This window comes from Acidovorax sp. 56 (genome assembly GCF_002749705.1).
Lineage (GTDB): Bacteria > Pseudomonadota > Gammaproteobacteria > Burkholderiales > Burkholderiaceae_C > Acidovorax.
The window spans coordinates 1474778-1498619 of record NZ_PEEV01000001.1 but is presented as its reverse complement, the minus strand read 5'-3'; the positions used below and the strand labels follow the sequence as shown (position 1 = coordinate 1498619).

15 protein-coding genes and 5 tRNA genes are annotated in these 23842 nt (G+C 61.5%); 13 read left to right on the top strand and 7 right to left on the bottom strand.

What is annotated here, in order from left to right:
• Positions 1-39: 39 nt before the first annotated feature.
• The 6 genes from CLU88_RS06540 to hpnC form a co-directional block, all read right to left on the bottom strand.
• Entirely contained in the window at positions 40-3456 is a 3417-nt protein-coding gene (locus CLU88_RS06540; RefSeq protein WP_099655898.1) for a PAS domain-containing protein, read from the bottom strand.
• A gap of 268 nt (positions 3457-3724) precedes the next feature.
• Positions 3725-5086, bottom strand: a complete 1362-nt coding sequence (hpnE, locus tag CLU88_RS06535; RefSeq protein ID WP_099658691.1) for a hydroxysqualene dehydroxylase HpnE — start codon at positions 5084-5086, stop codon at positions 3725-3727.
• On the bottom strand, positions 5086-5925 hold the full coding sequence (gene hpnD, locus CLU88_RS06530) for a presqualene diphosphate synthase HpnD (protein WP_099658690.1): 840 nt from the start codon (positions 5923-5925) through the stop codon (positions 5086-5088). Before hpnD ends, hpnE begins: the two co-directional genes overlap by 1 nt.
• 110 nt (positions 5926-6035) lie before the next feature.
• The gene (locus tag CLU88_RS06525) at positions 6036-6932 is read right to left on the bottom strand and encodes an amino acid ABC transporter substrate-binding protein (protein WP_233205388.1); all 897 of its coding nucleotides are present in this window, start codon (positions 6930-6932) and stop codon (positions 6036-6038) included.
• 105 nt (positions 6933-7037) lie between these two features.
• Positions 7038-8438, bottom strand: coding sequence for an L-serine ammonia-lyase (locus tag CLU88_RS06520; protein WP_099655896.1), 1401 nt, complete (start codon positions 8436-8438; stop codon positions 7038-7040).
• 316 nt (positions 8439-8754) lie between these two features.
• Positions 8755-9657, bottom strand: a complete 903-nt coding sequence (hpnC, locus tag CLU88_RS06515; RefSeq protein WP_099655895.1) for a squalene synthase HpnC — start codon at positions 9655-9657, stop codon at positions 8755-8757.
• 404 nt (positions 9658-10061) lie between these two features.
• On the opposite strand from hpnC, the gene CLU88_RS06510 reads away from it, so the two are divergent.
• The 13 genes from CLU88_RS06510 to CLU88_RS06450 all read left to right on the top strand — a co-directional run bounded on the left by CLU88_RS06510 (position 10062) and on the right by CLU88_RS06450 (position 22722).
• A complete protein-coding gene (locus tag CLU88_RS06510; RefSeq protein ID WP_099655894.1) occupies positions 10062-11279 on the top strand; it encodes an efflux RND transporter periplasmic adaptor subunit in 1218 nt (405 codons plus the stop codon).
• A gap of 8 nt (positions 11280-11287) precedes the next feature.
• A complete protein-coding gene (locus CLU88_RS06505) occupies positions 11288-14461 on the top strand; it encodes an efflux RND transporter permease subunit (RefSeq protein WP_099655893.1) in 3174 nt (1057 codons plus the stop codon).
• A gap of 105 nt (positions 14462-14566) precedes the next feature.
• Positions 14567-14653, top strand: a tRNA-Leu gene (locus CLU88_RS06500).
• Between the two features lie 75 nt (positions 14654-14728).
• Positions 14729-16039 carry a trigger factor gene (gene tig / locus CLU88_RS06495; protein WP_099655892.1) on the top strand — a complete coding sequence of 437 codons (1311 nt, stop codon included), beginning with the start codon at positions 14729-14731 and terminating at the stop codon, positions 16037-16039.
• Between the two features lie 120 nt (positions 16040-16159).
• Positions 16160-16768 (top strand): ATP-dependent Clp endopeptidase proteolytic subunit ClpP, encoded by a 609-nt coding sequence (gene clpP, locus CLU88_RS06490; RefSeq protein WP_099655891.1) that lies wholly within the window; start codon positions 16160-16162, stop codon positions 16766-16768.
• 95 nt (positions 16769-16863) lie between these two features.
• Positions 16864-18129, top strand: coding sequence for an ATP-dependent Clp protease ATP-binding subunit ClpX (gene clpX, locus CLU88_RS06485; protein ID WP_099655890.1), 1266 nt, complete (start codon positions 16864-16866; stop codon positions 18127-18129).
• A gap of 129 nt (positions 18130-18258) precedes the next feature.
• A complete protein-coding gene (lon, locus tag CLU88_RS06480) occupies positions 18259-20685 on the top strand; it encodes an endopeptidase La (RefSeq protein WP_099655889.1) in 2427 nt (808 codons plus the stop codon).
• Between the two features lie 83 nt (positions 20686-20768).
• Positions 20769-20844 (top strand) — tRNA-Gly (locus CLU88_RS06475).
• 54 nt (positions 20845-20898) lie between these two features.
• Positions 20899-20972: transfer RNA gene (locus CLU88_RS06470), tRNA-Cys, on the top strand.
• A gap of 135 nt (positions 20973-21107) precedes the next feature.
• A tRNA-Gly gene (locus tag CLU88_RS06465) sits at positions 21108-21183 on the top strand.
• A gap of 152 nt (positions 21184-21335) precedes the next feature.
• Positions 21336-21428: transfer RNA gene (locus CLU88_RS06460), tRNA-Leu, on the top strand.
• 13 nt (positions 21429-21441) lie between these two features.
• Positions 21442-22074 (top strand): DUF6806 family protein, encoded by a 633-nt coding sequence (locus CLU88_RS06455; RefSeq protein WP_099655888.1) that lies wholly within the window; start codon positions 21442-21444, stop codon positions 22072-22074.
• A gap of 123 nt (positions 22075-22197) precedes the next feature.
• Positions 22198-22722 (top strand): M48 family metallopeptidase, encoded by a 525-nt coding sequence (locus CLU88_RS06450; protein WP_099655887.1) that lies wholly within the window; start codon positions 22198-22200, stop codon positions 22720-22722.
• A gap of 87 nt (positions 22723-22809) precedes the next feature.
• Here CLU88_RS06450 and murI read toward each other — a convergent pair whose 3' ends face one another.
• Complete coding sequence (gene murI / locus CLU88_RS06445) at positions 22810-23703, bottom strand: glutamate racemase (protein WP_099655886.1); 894 nt, start codon at positions 23701-23703, stop codon at positions 22810-22812.
• Positions 23704-23842 lie beyond the last annotated feature (139 nt).

Here is a 23842-nt window from a genome sequence, read left to right as displayed (position 1 = left end):
TCCAGAGCATGTTGCCGTGCGCTAGCTTTCGGAATGCTGTCAGTGTGGCGACTTTGCCGGGCCGCCGTGGGGCAGCTCAGGCGCAGCCGTTCCAGACGCTGGTGCCTGTACGATGCGGTTGCGTCCGGTGTTCTTGGCTTCATAGAGCGCCGCATCGGCGCTGGCCAGCGTGCTGCCCGAGTGGGTGCCCACAGTGCAGGCGCCCACGCTCATGGTGACCCGAATGGTCTGGCCCGTGTCGCTCAGTATCTGGCTTTGCTCCAGCGCGGCGCGCAGGCGCTCCGCAATTCCCAGACCCTCTGGTACGGTGGTGTCAGGCAGCAGCACCGCAAACTCTTCACCACCCAGGCGCCCGGCCATGTCGTCCTTGCGCAGCAGGTTGCCGCGCAGCAGCTTGGCCAGGTGCATGAGCACCTGGTCGCCTGTGGCGTGGCCCCAGGTGTCGTTCACCCGTTTGAAGTGGTCCAGGTCCAGCATCAGCACCATGGCCGGTGGTGCACCATGGGCAATGTGGGTGATTTCTGCCTCCAGCCGGGCCATGAAGGCGCGCCGGTTGGGCAAGCTGGTGAGTGTGTCTGTGGTGGCCAGCCGCTCCAGCGTGCGTTCGTGGCGGCGGCGCTCGGTGATGTCTTGCGCCAGCCACAGCCTGCCTAGGTCGTCTCCCCGTCCGGTGCGCATCAGGATCAGGTCAATGCGTGTGGTGCGCCCGTCTTGCAAGGTGACTTCATAGCTCGCACTGGAGCCCTCGTTGTGCGGGTTGTCGCGGGAGGGAAGCACGGCCCTGGCTTCGGGGGGCACCAGTGCCAGCAGCGCCTCGCGATCGCAGCCAACCAGGTCCTTGGAGCGCGCGGGCACGTTGAATAGATCGCACATGGCCTGGTTGATGACCACGGCGTCGCCTGCCTGGTTTTGCACCAGCACGCCACCCGGAAAGTGCTGAATCACCTCCAGCAAATGGGCCTGGGCGGTTGCCAGCGCCTCTTCCGTTTCGCGCCGCTCGGTGGTGTCCACCAGCGTCCACACAATGTCACCTTCGGGGTGTTCTGGGTCCAGCGGCGTGCCGCGCATCGAGAACCAGCGCAGCGCGCCGCTGGCCGTGCGCAGCAGGTATTCCACCTGCACCGCGCCGTGCAGGCGCACGGTGTCCACATATTGGCGAAATTGTGCGTAAGACGCTTCGTGGCGGTGCAGGGCCTGCGTGCTTTTGCCTTGCAAGGGCAGGCCGTCTTCCGAGAAGGTTTCCACTGCGCGTTGATTAGCCAGCGCAATGGTGCGCTCGGGGGTGGTGATGAGCAGGGCTGCCGCTGCGTTGTCGAGCAGCGCACGGCGCAGGTGAGCCTCCTGCATGCGCTGGGTGATGTCTGTCTGTGTACCGATTACCAGCGCCGACCGCCCTGCGGCGTCGGGGGCGACCTGGCCTCTGATCTCCACCCATCGCCATGTGCCTTCTTGGGTGCGCAGGCGCACCTCCACGTCAAAAGGTTGTCCTAACGCGACTTGGCGTTGCAGCGTGGTGAGCACGGACGCGCGGTCGTCAGGGTGTACCAGGCGCTTCCAGGTGTTCACATGCAGGGGCGCTGGCAAAGTGGCATAGCCCAGCATTTCGTGGCAACGGGTGTCCATCAGGATGGTGTCGGAGTGCGTGTCCCACTCCCACAGCCCGTCTTGAACGGCCGCCATGGTCAGGCGCAGCCGGGCTTCGCTGCGGCGCAGCGTCTCTACCATGGCGTGCTGCTCGGTCACATCGTGGATGTAGCCGTGCCACAAGGTGCTGCCATCGGGCTCACGCTCGGGGTTGGCTCTGCCCGCCAGCCAGCGGACTTCGCCATCAGGCCGTATTTGGCGCCATTCAAAGGACCAGGCCTCCAGCGTGTCTGCAGACTGCCGGATGCTGGCCGCCAATCGATCCATGTCCTCTGGGTGCACACTGGCAAAGGCTTGGTGTGCATCGGTTTGCGCCAGTTCGGGCGTGATGCCGTAGATGTCCATGATGCCCGGACTCGCATAGGGAAAGCAGGCGCTGCCGTCCGTGCGCAGCCGGAACTGGTACACCGTGCCTGGCACCTGAGCCAGCAGTTTGGACAGGCGCATTTGCATCTCGGCGCGCGCGGCTTCCGCCTCATGCCGTTGGGTGACATCCAGGTAGGTGCCAGCGATGCGGGGCGTCGTCTCCATTGCATCTGGGTCCACCAGCTTTCCGCGCAGGTGCACCCAAATCCATTGGCCGCTTTGGTGCCGCAGCCGAGGTTCGGCTTCAAAGTAATCCGTCTCGCCCCTTGCATGGGCTTGCAGCGCCTCGCGCCATTTGACCCAGTCGCTGGGGTGCATGAAGGCCTGCAATTGCTGCTGATTCAGTTGCTGGGCTTGCGGCGGCAATCCGAGCAAGGTGGGCCAGCGCACATCAAACTGCATCTCGTCTGCGCCCAAGGGCCAGTACCAAGTGCCCAGCTTACCGCCCTCCAGCGCCAGGCTGCAGCGTTGCTTGTGGCGCTGCAGCTGCGTGCGGTCCTGCTTTTGCCGGGCAAACAGAATGGCAATCCAGATGGCAGCCAACAGCAGGGCTCCGGTACCCAGTGCATTGCGCCAGCGGCTTTCGCGCAGGGCAATGCGTGTAGTCGCAAAAGCTTGGTCGCGTCCCAGCCCTACGCTGACGACCAGGGGGTAGTTGGTCAGGCGCTGCCAGGCATACAGCCGCTCTATGCCGTCGACAGAGGCGGGGCTTTGGTACTGCCCGCTGCTGCGCTCGGGGTGGCTCAGAAACTCGCTCTCAGGCGGCATGTTCTGGTCCAGCACCTCGCTTTGCAGATGGGAGCGCGCCAAATAGGCCCCGTCGGCGCGAACCAGCAGCGCCACGTCTTTGCCTTGAGTGAACACCTCACGGAAGTTGCGTGAGAGGTACTCTGGATTGACCGACAGCACCACCACGCCACCAAAGCGTCCTTGGTGCTCCACCGGGTAAGACATTTGCACCGACCATTGGCCCGAGAGGCGCCCCAGGGTCGGACGGCTGATGTAGATGTGCTGCCCAGCGTTCAGCGTATGGACCTGAAAATGCGCACGGTCTTCGATCGAGACCGCATTGGTCTGTAGCCCGTCGGATGGGGTCAATGAGGAGTAGACGATCTGTCCATTGGCGGCTGCGACGGCAATCTGCAAGAGGCTGCCGGGCGGAAAAGTGGCCAACGCATTGCCTGCAGCCAACTGGAAGGCATGCTGCGGATCGCTTTCATACAGTACTGCCAAGTTGCGTGCAAGATATTCAAGGCCGCCCATCAGCGTGCCCACTTGCACTGCCAACGTGCGCGAGACCTGGCTGGCCCGCAGTTCGGTCTGCGCCTGTGCAAAGGCGAGCTGATCACGTTGTTGGCCCAGAAGCTGCCACCAATAAGCCGCACAGGCTAGCAGTAGCAATACCAGCGCGCCAACAATGCGCCAGTGGGCGAGGATTTTTTTCATGGCGCACTTCCGGTGGGCGGTATGGGAGGGTGGGCTGGAGGCCCCGCGGTGCAGCCAAGGGCTTGGGCCAGGTCGCCTGCGGTAGGCAGTCTGGCCGTGGGCGGTGTACCGATGCACGCCGCATTCTGGGAGAGGACCGGTAGGCGGTCATTGGGCTGCATTGCTACCCATTTTATCGTCGCGTAGCCGGTTGTAACGGGCCTTGATGTGAGATCAAGACAGCGATCCCTGCACATTCTTGGGGCGAATGCAGGGTGTTTGACGCGGCTCAAGAAACGGAGGCCGAGGCTCGAATGGGGCTGCGGCCCAGCAGGTGTTGAGCGGCCTGCAGGCCGCTCATGGTTGCGCCTTCCAGCGTGGCCGGGTAGGGGCCGTCCGTGTAGTCACCCGCTGCGCACAAGCTGGGCAGAAGCGCCACGGCAGGGCGTTGCAGGGCAGGGGTGCAGGCGAAGGTGGCGCGTTTTTCCACCACGGTTTGCAGGGGGATGAGCCCAGTCAGGCCCAGCTGGCGCTGTGCCTGTTGCAGCACTTGCTGCTCCAGCGTGGCGCGGTCTTGCTCGCTGGCACTCACGACAAAAGCCAGCAAGCCGGGTGGGCCACCCAGGTGGCTGCGGTCAAACACAAACTGTGCAGGCTCCTGCGGTGTTGGGCGCAGCGCCAGCATGGGCTGCGCCAAGGTGTGGCCCATGCCTGTCGTGTCTGCCGCGTGTGGAGCCAGGGCATACACGGTACCGATGGCCGTGAAGCGCAGTGCTTGGGCGGTGTCTGCCCACTGGGTCATCGGGGCTTGTGCTGCCTGAGGCATGCTGGGCAAGGCCGCGCGCATCAGGCGGGAGGATTCGGTGCTGTGCGTGGCCAGTACCACGGCGTCAAAAGGCACACCATCCACCAGCCAGCCTTCGGTGGCGCCGGTGTGGGTGTGCTGGAGTTGCTGCACACGCTGGCCTGTGTGCACGGTGGCGCCTTGCGTCGCCAGCCACCGGGCGGCAGCCTCGGGGAACAAGGCGCCCAGGTCCATGCGGGGTAGCAGCAGGTTGGAGCCCCCCCGGCCACTGAAGAGGCTGTCGCGCAGCACGCGCAAAAACACCTGTGCGCTGGCCTCGTGGGCCGGGGTGTTCAGGGCCGATACGCACAAGGGCTCAATGAACTCTTGCAGCAGGCGCGGCGTGAGGCCGTGGCACAGCTGCGCTACCGACCAGTGCGCGTCGCACTGAAACCCTCTGATTTGCCAGCCCGCACAGGCGCGCAGCAAGGCCAGCTTGTCGGCCCAGCGCCAGCCCCGGGCGCGGGCCACGCCGACCAGGGCGTCCCATGGGGGGGGTAGGTCAGGCAGTTGCAGGCCGGTCTGGTCAGCGTAGGTCAAGGCCAGCGGGGTGCGCAGCAGGGCGCTGGGCACATCAATGCCCACCGTGCGCATCAGGCCCAGGGTGTGGGTGTAGGCACCGATCAGGATGTGCTGGCCGTTGTCGAGCGACAGTTCGGCGCCGTCGGCCCTGGTCACAGGTATGCGCCGGGCCCGCCCGCCCAGGGTGCGCGCGGCTTCCAGCACGGTGACTTGGCTGCCGCTTTGCGCCAGCGCCACGGCGGCGGCCATGCCGGCCCAGCCACCGCCGATCACGGCCACGCGAATCACATGCGCCCCAGGGCCTGGACCTTCCATGCCAGCCAGAACTTGCGCAGTGGCGTGAGGCGAATGCGCTGGTGCAGCACCTGGAAGTGCTCGTGCTCGATTTCCCGCAGCAAGGTGCGGTAGATGCTGGCCATCATCAGCCCAGGCTTTTGGGTGCGCCGGTCTGCCGCAGGCAGCATGGCCAGGGCTTCGTCGTACAGGCTGTGTGCACGTTCGGCCTGAAAGCGCATCAGGGCCGTGAATTTGTCGGAGTACTGGCGCTTGAGGATTTCATGCGCTTTCACATCAAACTGCTGCAACTCACTCACGGGCAGGTAGATGCGGCCTAGCATGGCGTCTTCGCCCACGTCGCGGATGATGTTGGTGAGCTGGAATGCCAGGCCCAGGGTGTGGGCGTACTGCGTGGTGCGCTCGTCGGTCTGGCCAAAAATGCGCGCAGCAACCTCGCCCACAATGCCGGCCACCAAGTGGCAGTAGCCCTTGAGGCCCGCAAAATCAAGGTAGCGGGTTTGTTCCAGGTCCATCTGGCAGCCGTCGATGACGGCTTGCAGGTGCCGCTGCTCAATCCCGTAGTCTTGGGTGTGCGGCATCAGGGCCTGCATCACCGGGTGGGTGGGCTGGCCGCCAAAGGCCTTGGCCACTTCGGCTTGCCACCAGGCGAGCTTGGTGCGCGCAACGCCCGGGTCAGAGACTTCGTCAACGACGTCATCAACCTCGCGGCAAAAGGCGTAGAACGCCGTGATGGCGGCGCGCCGTGGCGCTGGCAGGAACAAGAAGGCGTAATAGAAGCTGCTGCCCGAGGCGGCGGCTTTTTGTTGGACGTACTGTTCCGGTGTCATGGGGCGGGATTGTCCCATGGGCTGCGGGGCCTGCATCCAAGATTTAGCGCTGTGCTGGCAGGCCCCACCCCTGGGGGGCAATTGCCAGCCACAGCGCAGCCGGGGCTTGTTTAGAAAGCGATTTGCTCTACGCCAATGTCACTGGGGCGGCGCAGAGCTTCCTTCATGAACATGCTGATGGGCAGGGTGCCTTGATCAGAGCTGAACCATTTTTTGTACAACGCGGTCATTTCGCCGTTTTGGATCATGCGGCGGGTGACGCGGTCCACCAGCTCCTTGAACTTGGGGTCGCCCTTGCGCAGCCCGATGCTGTAGGGCTCGACCGACAGGCGCTTTTCCAGGAACTGGTAGTCGTTCATGGACTTGCCCAGTCGGGTCAGCGGGATCCAGATGCCGGCATCGTCGGCAAAGGCGGCATCGGCCTCCCCCTTGGCCAGTGCGTTCACTGCGTCCAGGGTGCTTTCGACCAACACGTAGTTGAACTTGCGGGTGAAGGTGCGCTCGTTGGCGCGCAGCAGGTTTTCGTTGGTGGTTTTGCCTTGCACCGCGATCTTTTTGCCTTGCAGGTCGTCCAGCGTCTTGATGTTGGAGTTCTTGCGCACCAGGAAGGCTGACGACGCCACAAAGATGTGGTGGCTGAAGGAGATCTCTTTTTGCCGCGCCGCCGTGTTGGCGGTGCCGCCGCACTCGAGATCAACCACGTTGTCCTTCACATCAGAGATGCGGTTCTTGCCGTCCACCAGCAGGTAGTTCACGCGCAGGTCGGGGCGTTTCAGTTCTTTTTTGATCTCTTCAAAAATCTGCAGGCAGATATCGACCGTGTAGCCCTGGACCTTGCCGGAGCTTGGGTCCTTGTACGAAAACGGCAGAGACTTTTCGCGGTGCCCCAGGCGCAATTCGCCAGAGCTGGCGATGCGCGAGAGCGTGTCTTGGGCGAATGCGGGGACGCTGGCCACAGCCAGGGCTGCCATCAGAGCCCAGGGACGCAGTTTGGAAGAGAGTTGCATCTTGATGAATGGAGGTGAATAGTGCGGTGGGTGTGCCCTGTCACACCCTGTCCCCCCATTGTGATTCGACCCGTGCCCTGTGTGCGCATACTTGGTTGCGGCGCGTCAGCATTCCACAACGTTTACGGCCAGGCCGCCGCGCGAAGTCTCCTTGTATTTGCTTTTCATGTCGGCGCCGGTCTGCATCATGGTTTTGATGACCTTATCGAGTGAGACCACATGCTGCCCATCGCCGCGCAGGGCCATGCGCGCGGCGTTGATGGCTTTGATGGCCCCCATGGCGTTGCGCTCGATACAGGGAATCTGCACCTGCCCGCCTACCGGGTCACAGGTCATGCCCAGGTTGTGCTCCATGCCGATTTCTGCGGCGTTTTCCACCTGCTCAGGCGTGCCGCCCATCACGGCGGCGAGGGCGCCTGCGGCCATGGAGCAGGCCACGCCCACCTCGCCCTGGCAGCCCACCTCGGCCCCGGACAGGGAGGCGTTGATCTTGTAGATGATGCCTATGGCCCCGGCGGTGAGTAAAAAAGTGGCAATGCCCTCGTCGTTGGCGCCTGGCAAAAAGCGCACGTAGTAATGCAGCACGGCCGGAACCACCCCGGCGGCGCCATTGGTGGGGGCCGTGACCACGCGGCCACCGGCCGCGTTTTCCTCGTTCACCGCCATGGCGTACAGGTTCACCCAGTCCAGCATCGACAGCGGGTCGCGCAGCGCGGCCTCGGGGTGGCTGCTCAGGCTGCGGTGCAGCTCGGCCGCGCGGCGGCGCACGCGCATGGGGCCGGGCAACTGGCCGGTGGCTGCGCAGCCGCGCTGCACGGCCGCCACCATGGTTTGCCAGATGTGCTGGAGCTGGCGCTGTACTTCGGCCGGGCTGCGCCAGTGCTGCTCGTTGGCGGCGGTGATCTGGGCCATGCTCAGGCCCGTGGCGTGGCATTGCGCCAACAGCTCTGCGCCAGTGCTGAAGGGGTGGGGCAGCCCTTGGCCATGGCCCTGTACGTCACGCCCTGCGGCCGGGCCAGGGTTGGTTACGCGCTGGCCTTGCCCGTCCACCACAAAGCCGCCGCCCACAGAGTAGTACTCGCACACGGCAATCTCTTCACCTTGGGCATTGAAGGCGCGAAAGCGCAGCCCGTTGGGGTGGCGCGGCAGGCTTTTGCGGCGCAGCTGCAGGTGTTCTTTGTCGATCCAGGGCACCGCATGTTCGCCCAGCAGTGCCAGCGTTTGCTGGGTGCGGATCTGGGCCACAGCGGGGGCGATCTGGTCGGGGTCCATGGTGTCGGGTTCGTGGCCGGCCAGGCCCAGCAGCACCGCAGTGTCGGTGCCGTGGCCCACGCCTGTGGCGGCGAGCGAGCCGTACAGCTCTGCCGTGACGTGGTGCACAGCCGCCAGGCCGTGGCTGGCCCGCAGGTGGCAGGCAAATTGCCGCGCCGCAATCATGGGCCCCACGGTGTGGGAGCTGGAGGGGCCGATGCCGATTTTGAAAAGATCGAAGACGCTGACGGACATGGGGTGGGGCGTGTGGCGCAGTGCTTTTGGCGCTGCGCTGGCGTTGTGGGGCCGCAGGTTGGGTGGCTGCAGAGAGGCCCCTAGGCTAGCCGCTGCGCCGCAGCCGGGGCATGCGCACAATCCCTGCCCAGCCTGCGTTTGCCGTGGGGCCTGGCAGGTGGACAAGGTGGTGGGCTTGCATATCGCTTTGCTTATTTGCTATCGAAATAATAGCTGCTTGCGCTTGATGGATAAGCGCTAGAGTGCATTTTTGCTTAAATTGAGTGGCCGGTGTAGCGTGCGCGCTTCAGTGGCGCTTGCTGCCCATGAATGTTTCTTACATTGCGATGGCACGCCCCAGCATCACGCACCAATCCCACGCGTGCAGGCGGGGGCGGGTGTGCAGGCTGGCGCCATTGAGGGCCTCGACTTTGTCCAGAATGCGCAAGCCGCCTTGCACCACCAGCCGCAGCTCCCAGCCCATGCGGCCAGGCAGGCGGTGCACCAGGGGGGCGCCCCGCAGCATGGTGGCGCGGGCCCAGGCGGCGCTTTCCATGATCAGGCGCATGTTCTCCGGGGTGGGCTGGCGTGCCAGCAATTCGGACTGGCAGGCGCCATGCGCGGCGCAGTCGGCGCGAGGCAGGTAGTGGCGATTGCGTGGAATGTCCACGCTCAGGTCTTGCCAGAAGTTGGCCAACTGCAGCGCGGTGCAGATGGCGTCGCTTTCTTGCAGGGCCTGTGCGCTGTTCACACCATATAAGTGCAGCAGCAGCCGCCCCACGGGGTTGGCCGAGCGGCGGCAGTAGTCCAGCAGCTCTTGGCGGTCGGCGTAGCCTTCTGCGTCGCGGGTTTTTTCCACGTCCTGGGCAAAGGCGCTGAGCAGGTCTGTCAGCAACCCTAGCGGCAGCTGGTGGCGTTTGAGCATGGCCTGCAGCGGCAGGAACACCGAAGCCCAGCGTGCACTGGGGGGCTGGCCTTGGGCAATGGCCTGCAGATCGGCCTCAAACGCGGCCAGGTCCTGCAGGCGCTGTGTGGCCGGGGCATCGCCCTCGTCGGCAATGTCATCGGCGGTGCGTGCAAAGGCGTAGATCGCTCGGATGACGGGGCGCAGAGGGGCGGGGCACAGCAGCGAGGCGACCGGAAAGTTCTCGTAATGGGTCACGGCTGCGGGCGGCGGCGCTGCGGCGCTGGGCAGGGGCGCCGCAGCAGGGGCGGATGGGGTGCGTTGTTCAGGCTTCATTGCGGCGTGGATTGTCGCTTGACAAGGTCATGTGCATCCCATAGATTACTAACCAGTCAGTCAGTAGCTGATTGGCGGCTGGCTGTTCGGGGTCCGTTCACATCATTTTCCAGACAACGCGCGCCAGGGAACCTTTGTGCGAATCGAGCGGCAAGTGTGCGCTGCGGGTCGGGATGGGCTGTAACAAAGCAGGCCGCCCGAGACCGCAGAGGCGCACGGCGTGGCGATTCGTGCAGAGGGGCTCTAGGGTCTGAGCCTTCAGGCCTTGTGGGTGCAGCGGTGCGCGCGTGTTTGTGCGCGCGGATGGAAATCGTTGGCGGGCCCTTGGCTGTGGCGTCTCTGCAAAGCCTCGTTGGCAGTGTGGGGCGTCCCTGGTCGCTCTTTTTATCTTCATCGGATCTCCCATGCGTACACCTTCCGCTTCGCGGCCCGTTCACAGGTTCACCAGGTATCTACCGCTTTTGGGCGCAGTGGCGCTGCTGGCGGCATGCTCGCGCCCCGAGCCACCACAAGAGCCGGTGCGCTCTGTCAAGCTGATGACGGTGGGCCTGGGCGCGCTGCAGTCGCAGCTGGAATATGCCGGTGAAGTGCGCGCCCGCGTGGAGTCGCGCCTGGGCTTTCGGGTGGCGGGCAAGATCGTGCAGCGCCAGGCCGAGCTGGGCCAGCGCGTGAAAGCGGGCGATGTGCTGGCGCAGCTGGACCCCAAAGACTACCAATTGGCCGCCGATGCAGCCCGCGCCCAGCTGGCCGCAGCCACCACGCAGCGCGACCTGGCCGCCGCAGACTACAAGCGCTACGCCGCATTGAAAGACCAGAACTTCATCAGCGGTGCCGAGCTGGAGCGCCGCGACACGACGCTCAAGGCTGCGCAGGCCACGCTGGACCAGGCCCGCGCGCAATTGGCATCACAGGGCAACCAGACCACGTACACGAGGCTGGTGGCCGATGTGTCGGGTGTCATCACCGGCATTGATGCCGAGCCGGGCCAGGTGGTGACTGCGGGCACGCCAGTGGTGCGCATTGCGCAAGATGGTGCGCGCGACGTGGTGTTTGCCGTGCCGGAAGACAAAGTGGCCCTGATGGCTGCCGGGCAAGAGGTGTCAGTGCGTGGCTGGGCGGGTGGCAACACCATCGCAGGCAAGGTGCGCGAGGTGGCCGCCAGCGCCGACGCCAGCACCCGCACCTTCCAGGTAAAGGTGGCGATCGACCGGGCCGAATCCCCTGCGCTGGGCGCTACGGTGTATGTCACGCCCAAGGCCTTGAGCCATGCGGGCGCGCCGGCCATCAAGCTGCCCACCAGCGCCTTGCGCCAGGAGGGCCAGGCCACAGCCGTTTGGGTGTACGACCCTGCCACCAGCACCGTGAAGTCACAGGTCATCCAGATTGCGACGGCCGATGGCAACGACGCCGTGGTGTCGTCAGGCCTGACGCCGGGCATGCAGGTGGTGTCCACCGGCGTGCATGTGCTGTCTCCGGGCCAAAAAGTTATGGTTTATCAACAAAAATCGGCTCCAGCGCCCGTTGGTAAGGCGCAAGCAGCTACTAATTCAGTAGCGACTGATGCGGCTGCATCGGCCGCCGCGGCTTCGGCTGCCGCAGCATCCCAGCCCGCCGCCAAGTAAGGCAGACCATGAGCCAGAACCAACCAAAAGAGGGGTTCAACCTCTCCAAGTGGGCGCTCGACCATCCAGCGCTCACGCGCTACCTGATGGTCGTGCTGATGCTGCTGGGCTTTGCGGCCTATTTCCAGCTGGGGCAGGACGAAGACCCGCCTTTCACCTTCCGGGTGATGGTGGTGCGCACCTACTGGCCGGGCGCTACGGCGCAGCAGGTGGCCGAGCAGGTGACGGACAAGATCGAGCGCACGCTGCAGGAGGTGCCTTATGCGGACAAGATCCGCAGCTACTCCAAACCCGGCGAGTCGCAAATCATCTTTCAGATCAAGGACTCCTCGCGCCCTGCAGAGGTGGCCAACGTCTGGTACACGGTGCGCAAAAAGGTGGGCGACATGCGCTACACCTTGCCCACGGGCACGCAGGGCCCGTTCTTCAACGACGAGTTCGGCGATGTGTACGGCGTGATCTACGCGCTGGAATCCGAAGGCTTCAGCTACGCTGAACTCAAGACCTTTGCCGACGATGTGCGCCAGCAGCTGCTGCGCGTGCCCGATGTGGCCAAGGTCGAGCAGTTTGGCGTGCAGGACGAAAAGCTGTTTGTCGAAGTCTCGCAAAAGCGCTTGTCGCAATTGGGGCTCGACTTCAACCAGGTGCTGTCGCAGCTGGGCCAGCAAAACGCGGTGGAGCCTGCCGGCGCGGTGCAAACGCCGCTGGACCAGGTGCAGGTGCGTGTGGGTGGTCAATTCAACGCCATTGAAGACCTGCAGGCTATGCCCATTCGTGGCCCCTCTGGGGCGCAGTTCCGCCTGGGCGATATTGCCGAGGTCAAGCGCGGCTATGTGGACCCGGCCACGGTGAAGGTGCGCCACCAGGGGCGTGAAGTGGTGGCGCTGGGCATTTCCATGGCCAAGGGCGGCGACATCATTGCCCTGGGCAAGGCTTTGGAAAAGGTCACCCACAGCATCAGCACGTCACTGCCTGCGGGTGTGAAGCTGGTGAACGTGCAAGACCAGCCCAAGGCGGTGTCCACCTCGGTCAATGAGTTTGTGAAGGTGCTGATCGAGGCCGTGGTCATCGTGCTGGCCGTGAGCTTCATCAGCCTGGGCCTGCACAAGCGCCCCGGCAACCAGCCGCTGTGGAAGCGCTGGTACATCGACCCTCGCCCCGGGCTGGTGGTGGGCATCACCATCCCCATGGTGCTGGCCGTCACGTTCCTGGCCATGTGGTACTGGAACATTGGTCTGCACAAGATTTCGCTGGGCTCGCTCATCATCGCGCTGGGTCTGCTGGTGGACGACGCCATCATTGCCGTGGAGATGATGGTGCTGAAGTTGGAGGAGGGCTACGACAAGGTGCGCGCGGCCACCTTTGCCTATGAGCTGACGGCCATGCCCATGCTCACTGGCACGCTGATCACGGCGGCAGGTTTTCTGCCCATCGGCATCGCCAAGTCGATGACGGGCGAATACACCTTTGCGATTTTTGCCGTGACGGTGATTTCGCTGGTGCTGTCGTGGGTGGTGTCGGTGTACTTTGTGCCGTACCTGGGCACGCTGATCTTGAAGGTGCCACCGCATGTGCAAGCTGCGCAGGCGCAAAAAGGCATCACTGACGACCCACATGAAGTGTTTGACAGCCCGTTCTACACGGCCTTCCGGCGTCTGGTGAACTGGTGTGTGCAGTACCGCTGGATCACCATTGGCCTGACGGTGCTGACCTTTGCGCTGGGCATTGTGGGCATGGGCAAGGTGCAGCAGCAGTTCTTCCCTGACTCCAGCCGCCCGGAAATCATGGTGGAGGTCTGGTTCCCGGAGGGCACCTCGTTTGAGGGCAATGAAGAGGTGACCAAGCGCGTGGAGCAACGCCTGCTGACCGAAGCGGGGGTGAATTCGGTCACCACCTGGGTTGGCTCGGGTGTGCCACGGTTTTATTTGCCGCTGGACCAGGTGCTTCCGCAAACCAACGTGTCCCAGCTCATCGTGCTGCCCACCGACCTGAAGGTACGGGAGTCGCTGCGCATCAAGCTGCCTGCGCTGCTGGCGCAGGAGTTTCCGGAGGTGCGCGGGCGGGTGAAGCTGTTGCCCAACGGCCCGCCTGTGGCTTACCCAGTGCAGTTTCGTGTGATGGGGCCTGACCCGTTGGTGTTGCGTGAGCGCGCCGATGAAGTGAAGGCCGCCCTGCGCAAGAACGCCGACATGCGCGGCGTGAACGACAACTGGAATGAGTCTGTGAAGGTGCTGCGCCTGGAGGTGGACCAGGACAAGGCGCGGGCCCTGGGGGTGACCAGCCAGTCGATTGCGCAGGCTGCCAAGATCATTTTGGCGGGCTCGCAAATCGGGCAGTTCCGCGAGGGCGACAAGCTCATCGACATCATGCTGCGCCAGCCGCTGGACGAGCGCAACGCCATCACCGACATCGGCAGTGCGTACCTGCCCACGGCATCGGGCAAGGCCATTCCGCTGACCCAGATTGCCAAGCCGGTGTTCACCTGGGAGCCAGGTGTGATGTGGCGCGAAAACCGCGACTACGCCATCACGGTGCAGGGCGATGTGACGGAGGGCATCCAGGGTGCGACGGTGACCGGTGCCCTGCTGCCCGGCCTGCGCGAGATCGAGGCCCAATGGCATGCCGCAGGGCAGGGGGCTTATCGCATTGAAGTGGCGGGTGCTGTGGAAGAGAGTTCCAAGGGATCGGCCTCGATTGCTGCGGGCATCCCCATCATGCTGTTCATCACCTTCACGCTGTTGATGCTGCAACTGCACAGCTTCAGCCGTGCCATGCTGGTCTTCTTGACCGGCCCCCTGGGGCTGGCGGGGGTGGCGGGGGCGTTGTTGTTGCTCAATCGTCCGTTTGGCTTTGTGGCGTTGCTGGGCGTGATCGCGCTGATGGGGATGATCCAGCGCAACTCGGTGATCCTGATCGACCAGATCGAGCAAGACCGTGCGCGGGGTGTGCCTGCCTGGGATGCGATCGTGGAGTCGGCCGTGCGGCGTTTGCGCCCCATCGTGCTCACGGCGGCGGCGGCCGTGCTGGCGATGATCCCGCTGTCGCGCAGTGTCTTCTGGGGGCCGATGGCCGTGGCCATCATGGGTGGCCTGGTGGTGGCCACGGTGCTGACGCTGCTGGCTTTGCCCGCCATGTATGCCGCCTGGTTCCGGGTGCGTCGACCGACGGCGGAAGTGCTTTGAAACAGGTCTTCGTTTTAATTGCCCCGTACATCAGGGTAAAATAGAAGGTTGACCGATTTCACACAGGCGGCGAGCTGTGCTTGCCGCCTGTTTGTTTGTTAAACCGCGCGGGTGGCGAAATTGGTAGACGCACCAGGTTTAGGTCCTGACGCCAGCAATGGTGTGGGGGTTCGAGTCCCCCCCCGCGCACCATCCATGTGAGACTTTGCGGAACACGGCGCTGCTGCGCTGCAGCCAGCACGATCCACATTCATAAGAGGAATAGCCATGGCCGTTACTGTTGAAACCCTTGAAAAGCTCGAGCGCAAGATCACGCTGAGCGTGCCCGTCACCCTGATCCAGTCCGAAGTTGACACGCGCCTGAAGCGTCTGGCCCGCACTGTGAAGATGGACGGCTTCCGTCCCGGCAAGGTGCCCATGAATGTGGTCGCTCAGCGTTATGGTTACTCCGTCCAGTACGAAGTGCTCAACGACAAGGTCGGTGAGGCTTTTGCCGTGGCAGCCAACGAAGCCAACCTGCGTGTGGCTGGCCAGCCCCGCATTACTGAAAAAGAAGGCGCCCCAGAAGGCCAAGTCACTTTTGACGCCATCTTCGAAGTGTTCCCAGAAGTCAAGATTGCAGACCTGTCGGACGCTGAAGTCGAAAAGCTGTCGGCCGAAGTGACCGATGCCGCCATCGACAAGACCATCGACATCCTGCGCAAGCAGCGTCGCAGCTTCGCACAGCGCGCCCTGGACGCAGCTGCCCAAGACAGCGACCGCGTGACTGTGGACTTCGAAGGCAAGATCGACGGCGAGCCCTTTGACGGAGGCAAGGCCGAAGACTTCCAGTTCCTGGTCGGCGAAGGCCAGATGCTCAAGGAATTCGAAGACGCAGTGCGCGGCATGAAGTCTGGCGAAAGCAAGACTTTTCCCCTGGCATTCCCCGCCGACTACCACGGCAAGGATGTCGCAGGCAAGACTGCAGACTTCCTCGTCACCGTCAAGAAGATCGAAGCCGCCCACTTGCCAGAAGTGAACGACGCCCTGGCCAAGTCCCTGGGTATCGCTGACGGTTCCGTGGACGGTCTGCGCGCCGACATCAAGAAGAACCTGGAGCGTGAAGTCAAGTTCCGTCTGCTGGCCCGCAACAAGCAAGCCGTGATGGATGCTCTGGTGGCAAAGGCCGAACTGGATCTGCCCAACGCCAGCGTGCAAGCCGAAATCGGCCGCCTGCTGGAAGGCGCCCGCGCTGAGCTGAAGCAACGTGGCATCAAGGACGCTGACAAGGCTGAAATCCCTGAAGACGTGTTCCGCCCCCAAGCCGAGCGCCGCGTGCGCCTGGGTCTGGTGGTGGCCGAGCTGGTGCGTGCCAACGAACTGCATGCAAAGCCCGAGCAACTGAAGGCCCACATTGACGAGCTGGCTGCCAGCTACGAGAAGCCCGAAGATGTGGTGCGCTGGTACTTCGGTGACCGTCAGCGCCTGGCAGAAGTCGAAGCCGTTGTTATCGAAAACAACGTGACCGATTTCGTTCTGGGCAAGGCCAAGGTTGTGGACAAGGCCGTATCGTTCGATGAACTGATGGGCCAGGGCTAAAGCCCATACCGCCATTTGCCCTGTGGGTGAGGCGGCGGTAATGCGAACCAAGGGGCTTGTGCTTTCGTGCACAGGCCCCAATTCATTTCTGGGTACAGTACCTGCTTGACTGGAGAAAACATGAGCGCATTGGAAACACAAGGCCTGGGTATGGTCCCTATGGTCATCGAGCAGTCTGGCCGCGGTGAGCGGTCCTATGACATTTACTCTCGCCTGCTCAAGGAGCGCGTGATCTTCCTGGTGGGGCCGGTGAATGACCAGACCGCCAATTTGGTGGTGGCCCAGTTGCTGTTCCTTGAGAGCGAAAATCCTGACAAGGACATCTCGTTCTACATCAACTCGCCAGGCGGCTCTGTGAGCGCCGGTATGGCGATTTTTGACACCATGAACTTCATCAAGCCCGATGTGTCGACACTGTGCACAGGCATGGCGGCCAGTATGGGGGCCTTCTTGCTGGCTGCTGGCGCCAAGGGCAAGCGTTTTGCGTTGCCCAATTCCAAGGTCATGATCCACCAGCCGCTGGGTGGCATGCAAGGGCAGGCAACAGAAATTGAAATCCACGCCCGTGAGATTCTCAAGACCCGCGAGCAGCTCAACAGCATCCTGGCAGAGCGTACGGGCCAGTCGCTTGAGAAGATTCAGCGCGATACAGAGCGCGACTATTTCCTGTCGGCCGATGAGGCCAAGGAATACGGTCTGGTCGATCAGGTGATCAGCAAGCGCGCCTGAACCCGGTAGGACACTGGGCGGCGTTTTCCCTCGGGGAAGACGCCGTTTTTATTTGGTTATCATCCTGACAACTTTCCGTAACAAGGCGTTGCCCCATGGCCGAGAAAAAAGGCTCTTCCAGCGAAAAAACCCTTTACTGCTCCTTCTGCGGTAAAAGCCAGCACGAAGTCAAAAAGCTGATCGCTGGTCCGTCGGTCTTTATCTGTGACGAGTGCATTGACCTGTGCAATGAGATCATTCGTGATGAGCTGCCTGTGGGCGAGCTGTCCAAAGAGGCTCGCAGCGATCTGCCGACGCCCATCGAGATCAAGACCAATCTGGACAACTACGTGATTGGTCAGGACTTTGCCAAACGCACCTTGGCGGTGGCGGTCTATAACCACTACAAACGTTTGCGTCACAAGGACAAGGCTCTCAAAGACGATGTGGAGCTGTCCAAGAGCAATATCTTGTTGATTGGCCCCACCGGCTCAGGCAAGACTTTGCTGGCCCAAACCCTTGCACGCATGCTGGACGTGCCTTTTGTGATGGCCGATGCCACCACGTTGACAGAGGCTGGCTATGTGGGCGAAGACGTTGAGAACATTGTCCAAAAGCTGCTGCAGAGCTGCAACTATGACGTAGAGCGTGCCCAGCGCGGCATCGTGTACATCGACGAAATTGACAAGATCTCCCGCAAGTCTGACAACCCTTCTATCACCCGTGATGTGTCGGGTGAGGGTGTTCAACAGGCGCTTCTTAAGTTGATTGAAGGCACGATGGCCAGTGTGCCGCCGCAGGGGGGGCGCAAGCATCCGAACCAGGATTTCCTGCAAATCGATACCACCAACATCTTGTTCATCTGTGGCGGTGCGTTCGCTGGCCTTGAAAAGGTCATTGAAAATCGCACCGAGGCTTCGGGTATCGGTTTTGGTGCTGCGGTGCGCAGCAAAAAACAGCGCTCGCTCACCGATGTCTTCCAAGAGATCGAGCCCGAAGATTTGATCAAGTTCGGGATCATCCCTGAGCTGGTGGGGCGTATGCCCGTGGTCACTGCGCTGGCTGAGCTCAGCGAAGATGCGCTGGTTCAGATCCTGACCGAACCCAAGAATGCGTTGGTCAAGCAATACAGCAAGCTGCTGGGCATGGAGGGCGTTGATCTGGAGATTCGCCCTGCAGCGCTCAAGGCGATTGCCCGCAAGGCATTGGCACGCAAGACCGGTGCTCGTGGCCTGCGCTCCATCCTGGAGCAGTCGCTGATTGGCACCATGTTCGATTTGCCCAATGCGAGCAATGTTGAAAAGGTGGTCGTGGACGAATCCACGATTGAAGAAAACAAGCCACCGCTGCTCGTTTACCGCGAAGCGGCCAAGAAGGCCTGAAATGCCCGGTACGGGTCGCCCATTGGTCGCCCCTTCAACGATCACAACCCTTGTGCCAGCGCGGCTGCGCACAAGGGTTGAAAATCCCCAAATGTGGATCATCTTCCACAGAGTTAACTGAGGATTTCCATGTCCGGACATACCCCCCTTCCCGCCACACCCATTGAACTGCCGCTGTTGCCGTTGCGCGACGTGGTGGTCTTCCCTCACATGGTGATCCCCTTGTTTGTGGGGCGCCCCAAGAGCATCAAGGCGCTGGAGCTGGCCATGGAGGCCGAGCGCCGCATCATGCTGGTCGCGCAAAAAGCGGCAGCCAAAGATGAGCCTTCCGCCTCTGACATGTTTGATGTCGGCTGTGTCTCAACGATCTTGCAGATGCTCAAATTGCCTGATGGCACTGTCAAGGTGCTGGTGGAAGGCCAGCAGCGTGCTTTGGTCGCTTCGATTGAAGACGCGGACACCCACTTCACTGCCACCGTGACCCCGGTCGAAGCCGTGGCCGAGGCGAGCAAGCCCAGTGAAATTGAGGCTTTGCGCCGTGCAGTGATGCAGCAGTTTGACCAGTACGTCAAACTGAACAAGAAGATTCCTCCGGAAATCCTCACCTCCATTGCCAGTATCGATGACCCAGGTCGTCTGGCAGACACCATCGCTGCGCACTTGCCGCTGAAGTTGGAAAACAAGCAGGTAGTCCTGGACTTGTCGGATGTGAAGTCACGGCTGGAAAACCTGTTTGAGCAGCTGGACCGCGAAGTCGACATTCTGAATGTCGACAAAAAAATCCGTGGGCGCGTGAAGCGCCAGATGGAAAAGAACCAGCGCGATTTTTATCTCAACGAGCAAGTCAAAGCCATCCAGAAAGAACTGGGCGAGGGTGATGATGGCGCCGACATTGAAGAGATTGAGAAGAAGATCAAGCTCGCCAAGATGTCTGCCGAGGCTCGCAAAAAAGCCGATGCGGAACTCAAGAAGCTCAAACTGATGTCGCCCATGTCGGCTGAGGCGACGGTGGTGCGCAATTACATTGATGTGTTGACTGCGCTGCCATGGGCCAAAAAGACCAAGATCAAGCACGATCTGCTCAATGCCGAAGGTGTTTTGAACGAAGACCACTTTGGCCTGGACAAGGTCAAGGACCGCATTCTTGAATATCTTGCAGTGCAGCAGCGTGTGGACAAGGTGAAGGCCCCCATCCTTTGCCTGGTGGGGCCACCGGGTGTGGGCAAGACCTCGTTGGGCCAGTCGATTGCCAAGGCCACGGGGCGTAAATACGTCCGTATGGCCCTGGGCGGCATGCGTGACGAGGCCGAAATTCGTGGGCACCGCCGCACGTACATCGGCGCGCTGCCCGGCAAGGTGCTTCAGAGCCTTTCGAAGGTGGGAACGCGCAACCCATTGTTCCTGCTGGACGAAATCGACAAGCTGGGGACCGACTTCCGTGGCGATCCCTCCAGCGCGCTGTTGGAGGTGCTGGACCCTGAGCAAAACCATACCTTTGGCGATCACTATGTGGAGGTCGATTTCGATCTGAGCGACGTCATGTTTGTCGCTACGTCCAACTCGATGAACATCCCGCCAGCGTTGCTCGATCGCATGGAGGTCATTCGTTTGTCGGGGTACACCGAGGACGAAAAGACCAACATTGCAATGAAGTACCTGCTGCCCAAGCAGCTCAAGAACAACGGCGTCAAGGACGAAGAGTTGTTGATTACCGAGTCTGCTGTGCGCGACATGGTGCGCTACTACACCCGGGAGGCCGGTGTGCGCTCCTTGGAGCGTGAGCTGTCCAAGATTTGCCGCAAGGTGGTCAAAGGCCTGCAACTCAAAAAGCTCACGCCCCAGGTGGTAGTGAGCGAGGACAACCTTCCGGATTTTCTGGGCGTGCGCAAGTACAGCTACGGACGTGCTGAGCTACAAAACCAGGTGGGGCAGGTCGTTGGTTTGGCGTGGACCGAGGTCGGTGGTGATTTGCTCACCATTGAAGCGGCGACGATGCCAGGCAAAGGTGTGATCACACGCACTGGGTCGCTGGGTGATGTGATGAAAGAGTCCGTGGAAGCTGCGCGCACCGTAGTGCGTAGCCGAGCCAAATTGCTGGGCATCAAGGACGAGATGTTCGACAAGCGCGACATCCATATCCACGTGCCTGACGGTGCGACGCCAAAGGATGGCCCTAGCGCGGGGGCTGCCATGACCACTGCTTTTGTGTCTGCCTTGACCGGGATCCCCGTGCGCGGAGATGTCGCCATGACCGGTGAGATCACGCTGCGCGGTGAAGTCACGGCCATCGGTGGACTCAAGGAAAAGTTGCTGGCGGCATTGCGCGGGGGCATCAAGACCGTGCTGATTCCTGAAGAAAACGTGAAAGATCTCCAGGAGATTCCAGACAACGTGAAAAGCGGGCTGGAGATCGTGCCGGTTAAATGGATCGACAAGGTGCTTGAAGTGGCCTTGGAGCGCAAGCCTGTACCGCTGACGGATGAAGAAGCGGCTGTGGTCCCCGTATCGGCAGACAAGGGCACTGCGGCGGTTGGCAGTGATTCTTTGAAGCACTGAACATTTTTTCAAAAACAGCCAAAAAATGCGCTACAATTCATTCCATCGCAGCAAACGTTGTAGAATGTAAGGCTTCGGTAAATGCGGGAATAGCTCAGTTGGTAGAGCGCAACCTTGCCAAGGTTGAGGTCGAGAGTTCGAGACTCTTTTCCCGCTCCAATTTCCAAAAAAGGGAAGCAAAAGCTTCCCTTTTTTGCCAAGGCAGTAGTTTCTGGCGCGGTAGCAAAGCGGTTATGCCCCGGATTGCAAATCCGGTTAGTCCGGTTCGACTCCGGACCGCGCCTCCAGGATGCAGCTGACTTGCTGAAATAAGCAAAAGCTTGTTTTAGACGGTTGGAAAGTTTTTGATTTTCTTGTGTTGATCAAAAATTTTGTGTTATAATTTTAGTCTTGCTGATGCACTGTTGTGTTGAAGGCAAAATGCGGGAATAGCTCAGTTGGTAGAGCGCAACCTTGCCAAGGTTGAGGTCGAGAGTTCGAGACTCTTTTCCCGCTCCAAATTTAAAAGGGAAGCTTAGGCTTCCCTTTTTTCTTGGTGCAGCGTGGCAGCGCTGGTTTTGTAGTCGCTGCGTTGCTCTTGTTCGATGGGGCGTTGCTTAGCGGTGACGTCCGGGTTACGCTGCCATGCAATCGCGCATACGGTAGCTGGCGCCCCGATGGTGAAATTGGTAGACACTGCGGACTTAAAATCCGCCGCTTTCCTGAAAAGGGGCGTGCCGGTTCGACCCCGGCTCGGGGCACCATTACGATTCAATCATGTCAAGTTACAACGCTCCCTTCGAAATCCATGTCCACGGGCAGGTGCAGCTGCGTGCTGATGCCAGTTTTGACCAGCTCCAAGATGCCTTGAAACCATTGTGGAAATATGCCGGCGCTCGGTCTTTGGCCGACGGCGCCGCAAGTGCTTACGAAGAGGAGCCTGGCATCAAATTCGATGCCCAGGAGCATCTTCTGCAAATCTGCTGGACGGTGCGGGGCGATGACGACTTTCGCCAGACTTTGGACGAGATGTGCATGAGCCTGAACGAGCTCTGCGAGATGGGGGCCGCCTTGGAGGTGACCTTCTACGATGCTGAGTTTGAAGAAGACGAAGGCCAAGACGGTGCCGAGTCGCGCGATGACTTCGTGATGCTGTTTGTGGGGCCGACTCCAGCAGCCATCATGCAGGTGCAGCGTGATCTGCTGGTGCAAGATGTGGTGAACATGATGGAACGCCACTTTGACGGCGCTGAGCTTGGCGGCGTGGTGGCAGAGATCGATAAGTTGTTCACCCAGCGTTTCGATGCGCTGGTCAATTCGCTTGAAATTGGCAAGCCCCCTCGGGGCCCTGGTGGCTCTGGCAGCGGCCACGGCGGCGGTGGTGGCCGTCGCCCACGCCATTTGCACTGAGTCTTACCCGGGTGGGGGCTGTTCTGCTTCCTCCCGCAGCCCTTTGTCGGCCGATGGCTGCATGCGAACAAATGGTTGGCTTGCAACGTGCCCTTCAGCGGCCCTGTGGTCGCCATATTTCCAATGATCCCTGATTTGCCCTACCTGCGGTCTTACCCTGCTGCGCTCCAAGGCCAGGCGCGTGAGCTGTTGGCCCAAGGGCAATTGGGGCCGGTATTGCAGCGCAAGTATCCGCAGGCGCACTCGGTGCGCAGTGACAAGGCTTTGTACGACTATGTGCAAGAGCTCAAGTCCCGTTATCTACGCAACGCAGGCACGGTCAACAAGGTTCTCTTTGACAACAAGATTCACGTCGTGCGTCACGCCCTGGGCTTGCACACGGCGGTGTCGCGCGTACAGGGCAGCAAGCTGGCTGCCAAGCATGAGATCCGTATCGCGTCGATGTTCAAGCAGGCACCGGACGAGTTTTTACGCATGATCGTGGTCCATGAGTTGGCCCACCTGCGTGAAAAAGGGCACGACAAGGCTTTTTACCAGCTGTGCGCTCACATGGAGCCGCAATACCACCAGTACGAGTTTGATCTGCGCTTGTACCTCACGCACGTGGAGAGCACGGGCACACGGTTGTGGGGTGCTGAGTCCGCGTGAATTCTGCTCGGGGTCGGTTGTTTTGCTATTAATTTGATAGCTTCTTGCGCTTGTATTTCAAGCGCTACCCCCATTTTTGATCACAAATCAGGGAACTGATACGGTACTACAGCAACGTGCCGGGAGTTGGAGCCAACGCTGGGCGGCGGCTTCCAGCATGCTCACGGGGCCTGTGGTCAGTAGTTGTACCGGTGGGGCTGCATCTGTGGGGGCTTGTGGTTCGCCACTGTCGTTTGGTGGCTTTGTTTGGCGCAGCAAGCCTGCTGCCTCCAGCAGGCGCCGTGTCTGGCGCGCCACCGGCTCACCGGTCTCGATGAATCGGACATCGGGCCCCACTAGTGCGCGCAACTCGTGCTCCACAAAAATGTAGTGGGTGCAGCCCAGCACCAGGGTGTCCATCTGCCCGGCTGCTGTACCAAACGGGCCCATGGCATTCACATAGCGCTCGCAAAGTGCACCAGTTTCCGTACTGTTGACGGCATTGCTGGCCGTGGTCGGTGGCAGTGTCACACTGCGCTCGACAGCGTGCGCTAAGCCGTCGCAGGGTTGTACTACAAAGTGGGCCTGATCTGCCAGTGAGGCCATCAGCTTTCCGAACTTGGCGCTGCTGAGCGTACCTCGCGTGCCGATCACTCCCACATGCCCCGTCTTGGTGACTGCCAGTGCTGGCTTGATGGCGGGCTCCAGACCGACGAGGGGAAGATCAGGGTGGCTGCTGCGCACTTCATGAATGGCCGCTGCAGTGGCGGTATTGCAGGCCACCACCAGTGCTTTGATATCGTGTTTTTCGCGCAAATATTGGGTGATGGCATGGGTGCGTGCCGCCACAAATGCATCGCCTCGCTCGCCATAGGGGGCGTTGGCGCTGTCGGCCAGGTACACGAACCGCTCGTTGGGCATGGTTGCCAACAGCATGCGCAGCACGCTCAGCCCGCCGACGCCGCTGTCAAATACACCGATGGGGGAAGAGGACTGCGGCATCGTGGAATCAAGCTCTGGCAGTTAGACAAGCCGTGAATTGTAGGAAAGGCGGGGCTGCTGTGCTGGTGCGCGGCTTGCAGCCCACGAGTCCGTCGAAGGGATGTGAAAAAACCGCCCGAAGGCGGTTTTGTGGGGGCGT

Bases quoted from the DNA above. Each gene is read 5' to 3' on its own strand.
- CLU88_RS06540 (WP_099655898.1), bottom strand. From the start codon at position 3,456: ATGAAAAAAATCCTCGCCCACTGGCGCATTGTTGGCGCGCTGGTATTG.
- hpnD (WP_099658690.1), bottom strand. From the start codon at position 5,925: ATGACACCGGAACAGTACGTCCAACAAAAAGCCGCCGCCTCGGGCAGC.
- CLU88_RS06525 (WP_233205388.1), bottom strand. From the start codon at position 6,932: ATGCAACTCTCTTCCAAACTGCGTCCCTGGGCTCTGATGGCAGCCCTG.
- CLU88_RS06520 (WP_099655896.1), bottom strand. From the start codon at position 8,438: ATGTCCGTCAGCGTCTTCGATCTTTTCAAAATCGGCATCGGCCCCTCC.
- hpnC (WP_099655895.1), bottom strand. From the start codon at position 9,657: ATGAAGCCTGAACAACGCACCCCATCCGCCCCTGCTGCGGCGCCCCTG.
- CLU88_RS06510 (WP_099655894.1), top strand. From the start codon at position 10,062: ATGCGTACACCTTCCGCTTCGCGGCCCGTTCACAGGTTCACCAGGTAT.
- CLU88_RS06505 (WP_099655893.1), top strand. From the start codon at position 11,288: ATGAGCCAGAACCAACCAAAAGAGGGGTTCAACCTCTCCAAGTGGGCG.
- tig (WP_099655892.1), top strand. From the start codon at position 14,729: ATGGCCGTTACTGTTGAAACCCTTGAAAAGCTCGAGCGCAAGATCACG.
- clpP (WP_099655891.1), top strand. From the start codon at position 16,160: ATGAGCGCATTGGAAACACAAGGCCTGGGTATGGTCCCTATGGTCATC.
- clpX (WP_099655890.1), top strand. From the start codon at position 16,864: ATGGCCGAGAAAAAAGGCTCTTCCAGCGAAAAAACCCTTTACTGCTCC.
- lon (WP_099655889.1), top strand. From the start codon at position 18,259: ATGTCCGGACATACCCCCCTTCCCGCCACACCCATTGAACTGCCGCTG.
- CLU88_RS06455 (WP_099655888.1), top strand. From the start codon at position 21,442: ATGTCAAGTTACAACGCTCCCTTCGAAATCCATGTCCACGGGCAGGTG.
- CLU88_RS06450 (WP_099655887.1), top strand. From the start codon at position 22,198: ATGATCCCTGATTTGCCCTACCTGCGGTCTTACCCTGCTGCGCTCCAA.
- murI (WP_099655886.1), bottom strand. From the start codon at position 23,703: ATGCCGCAGTCCTCTTCCCCCATCGGTGTATTTGACAGCGGCGTCGGC.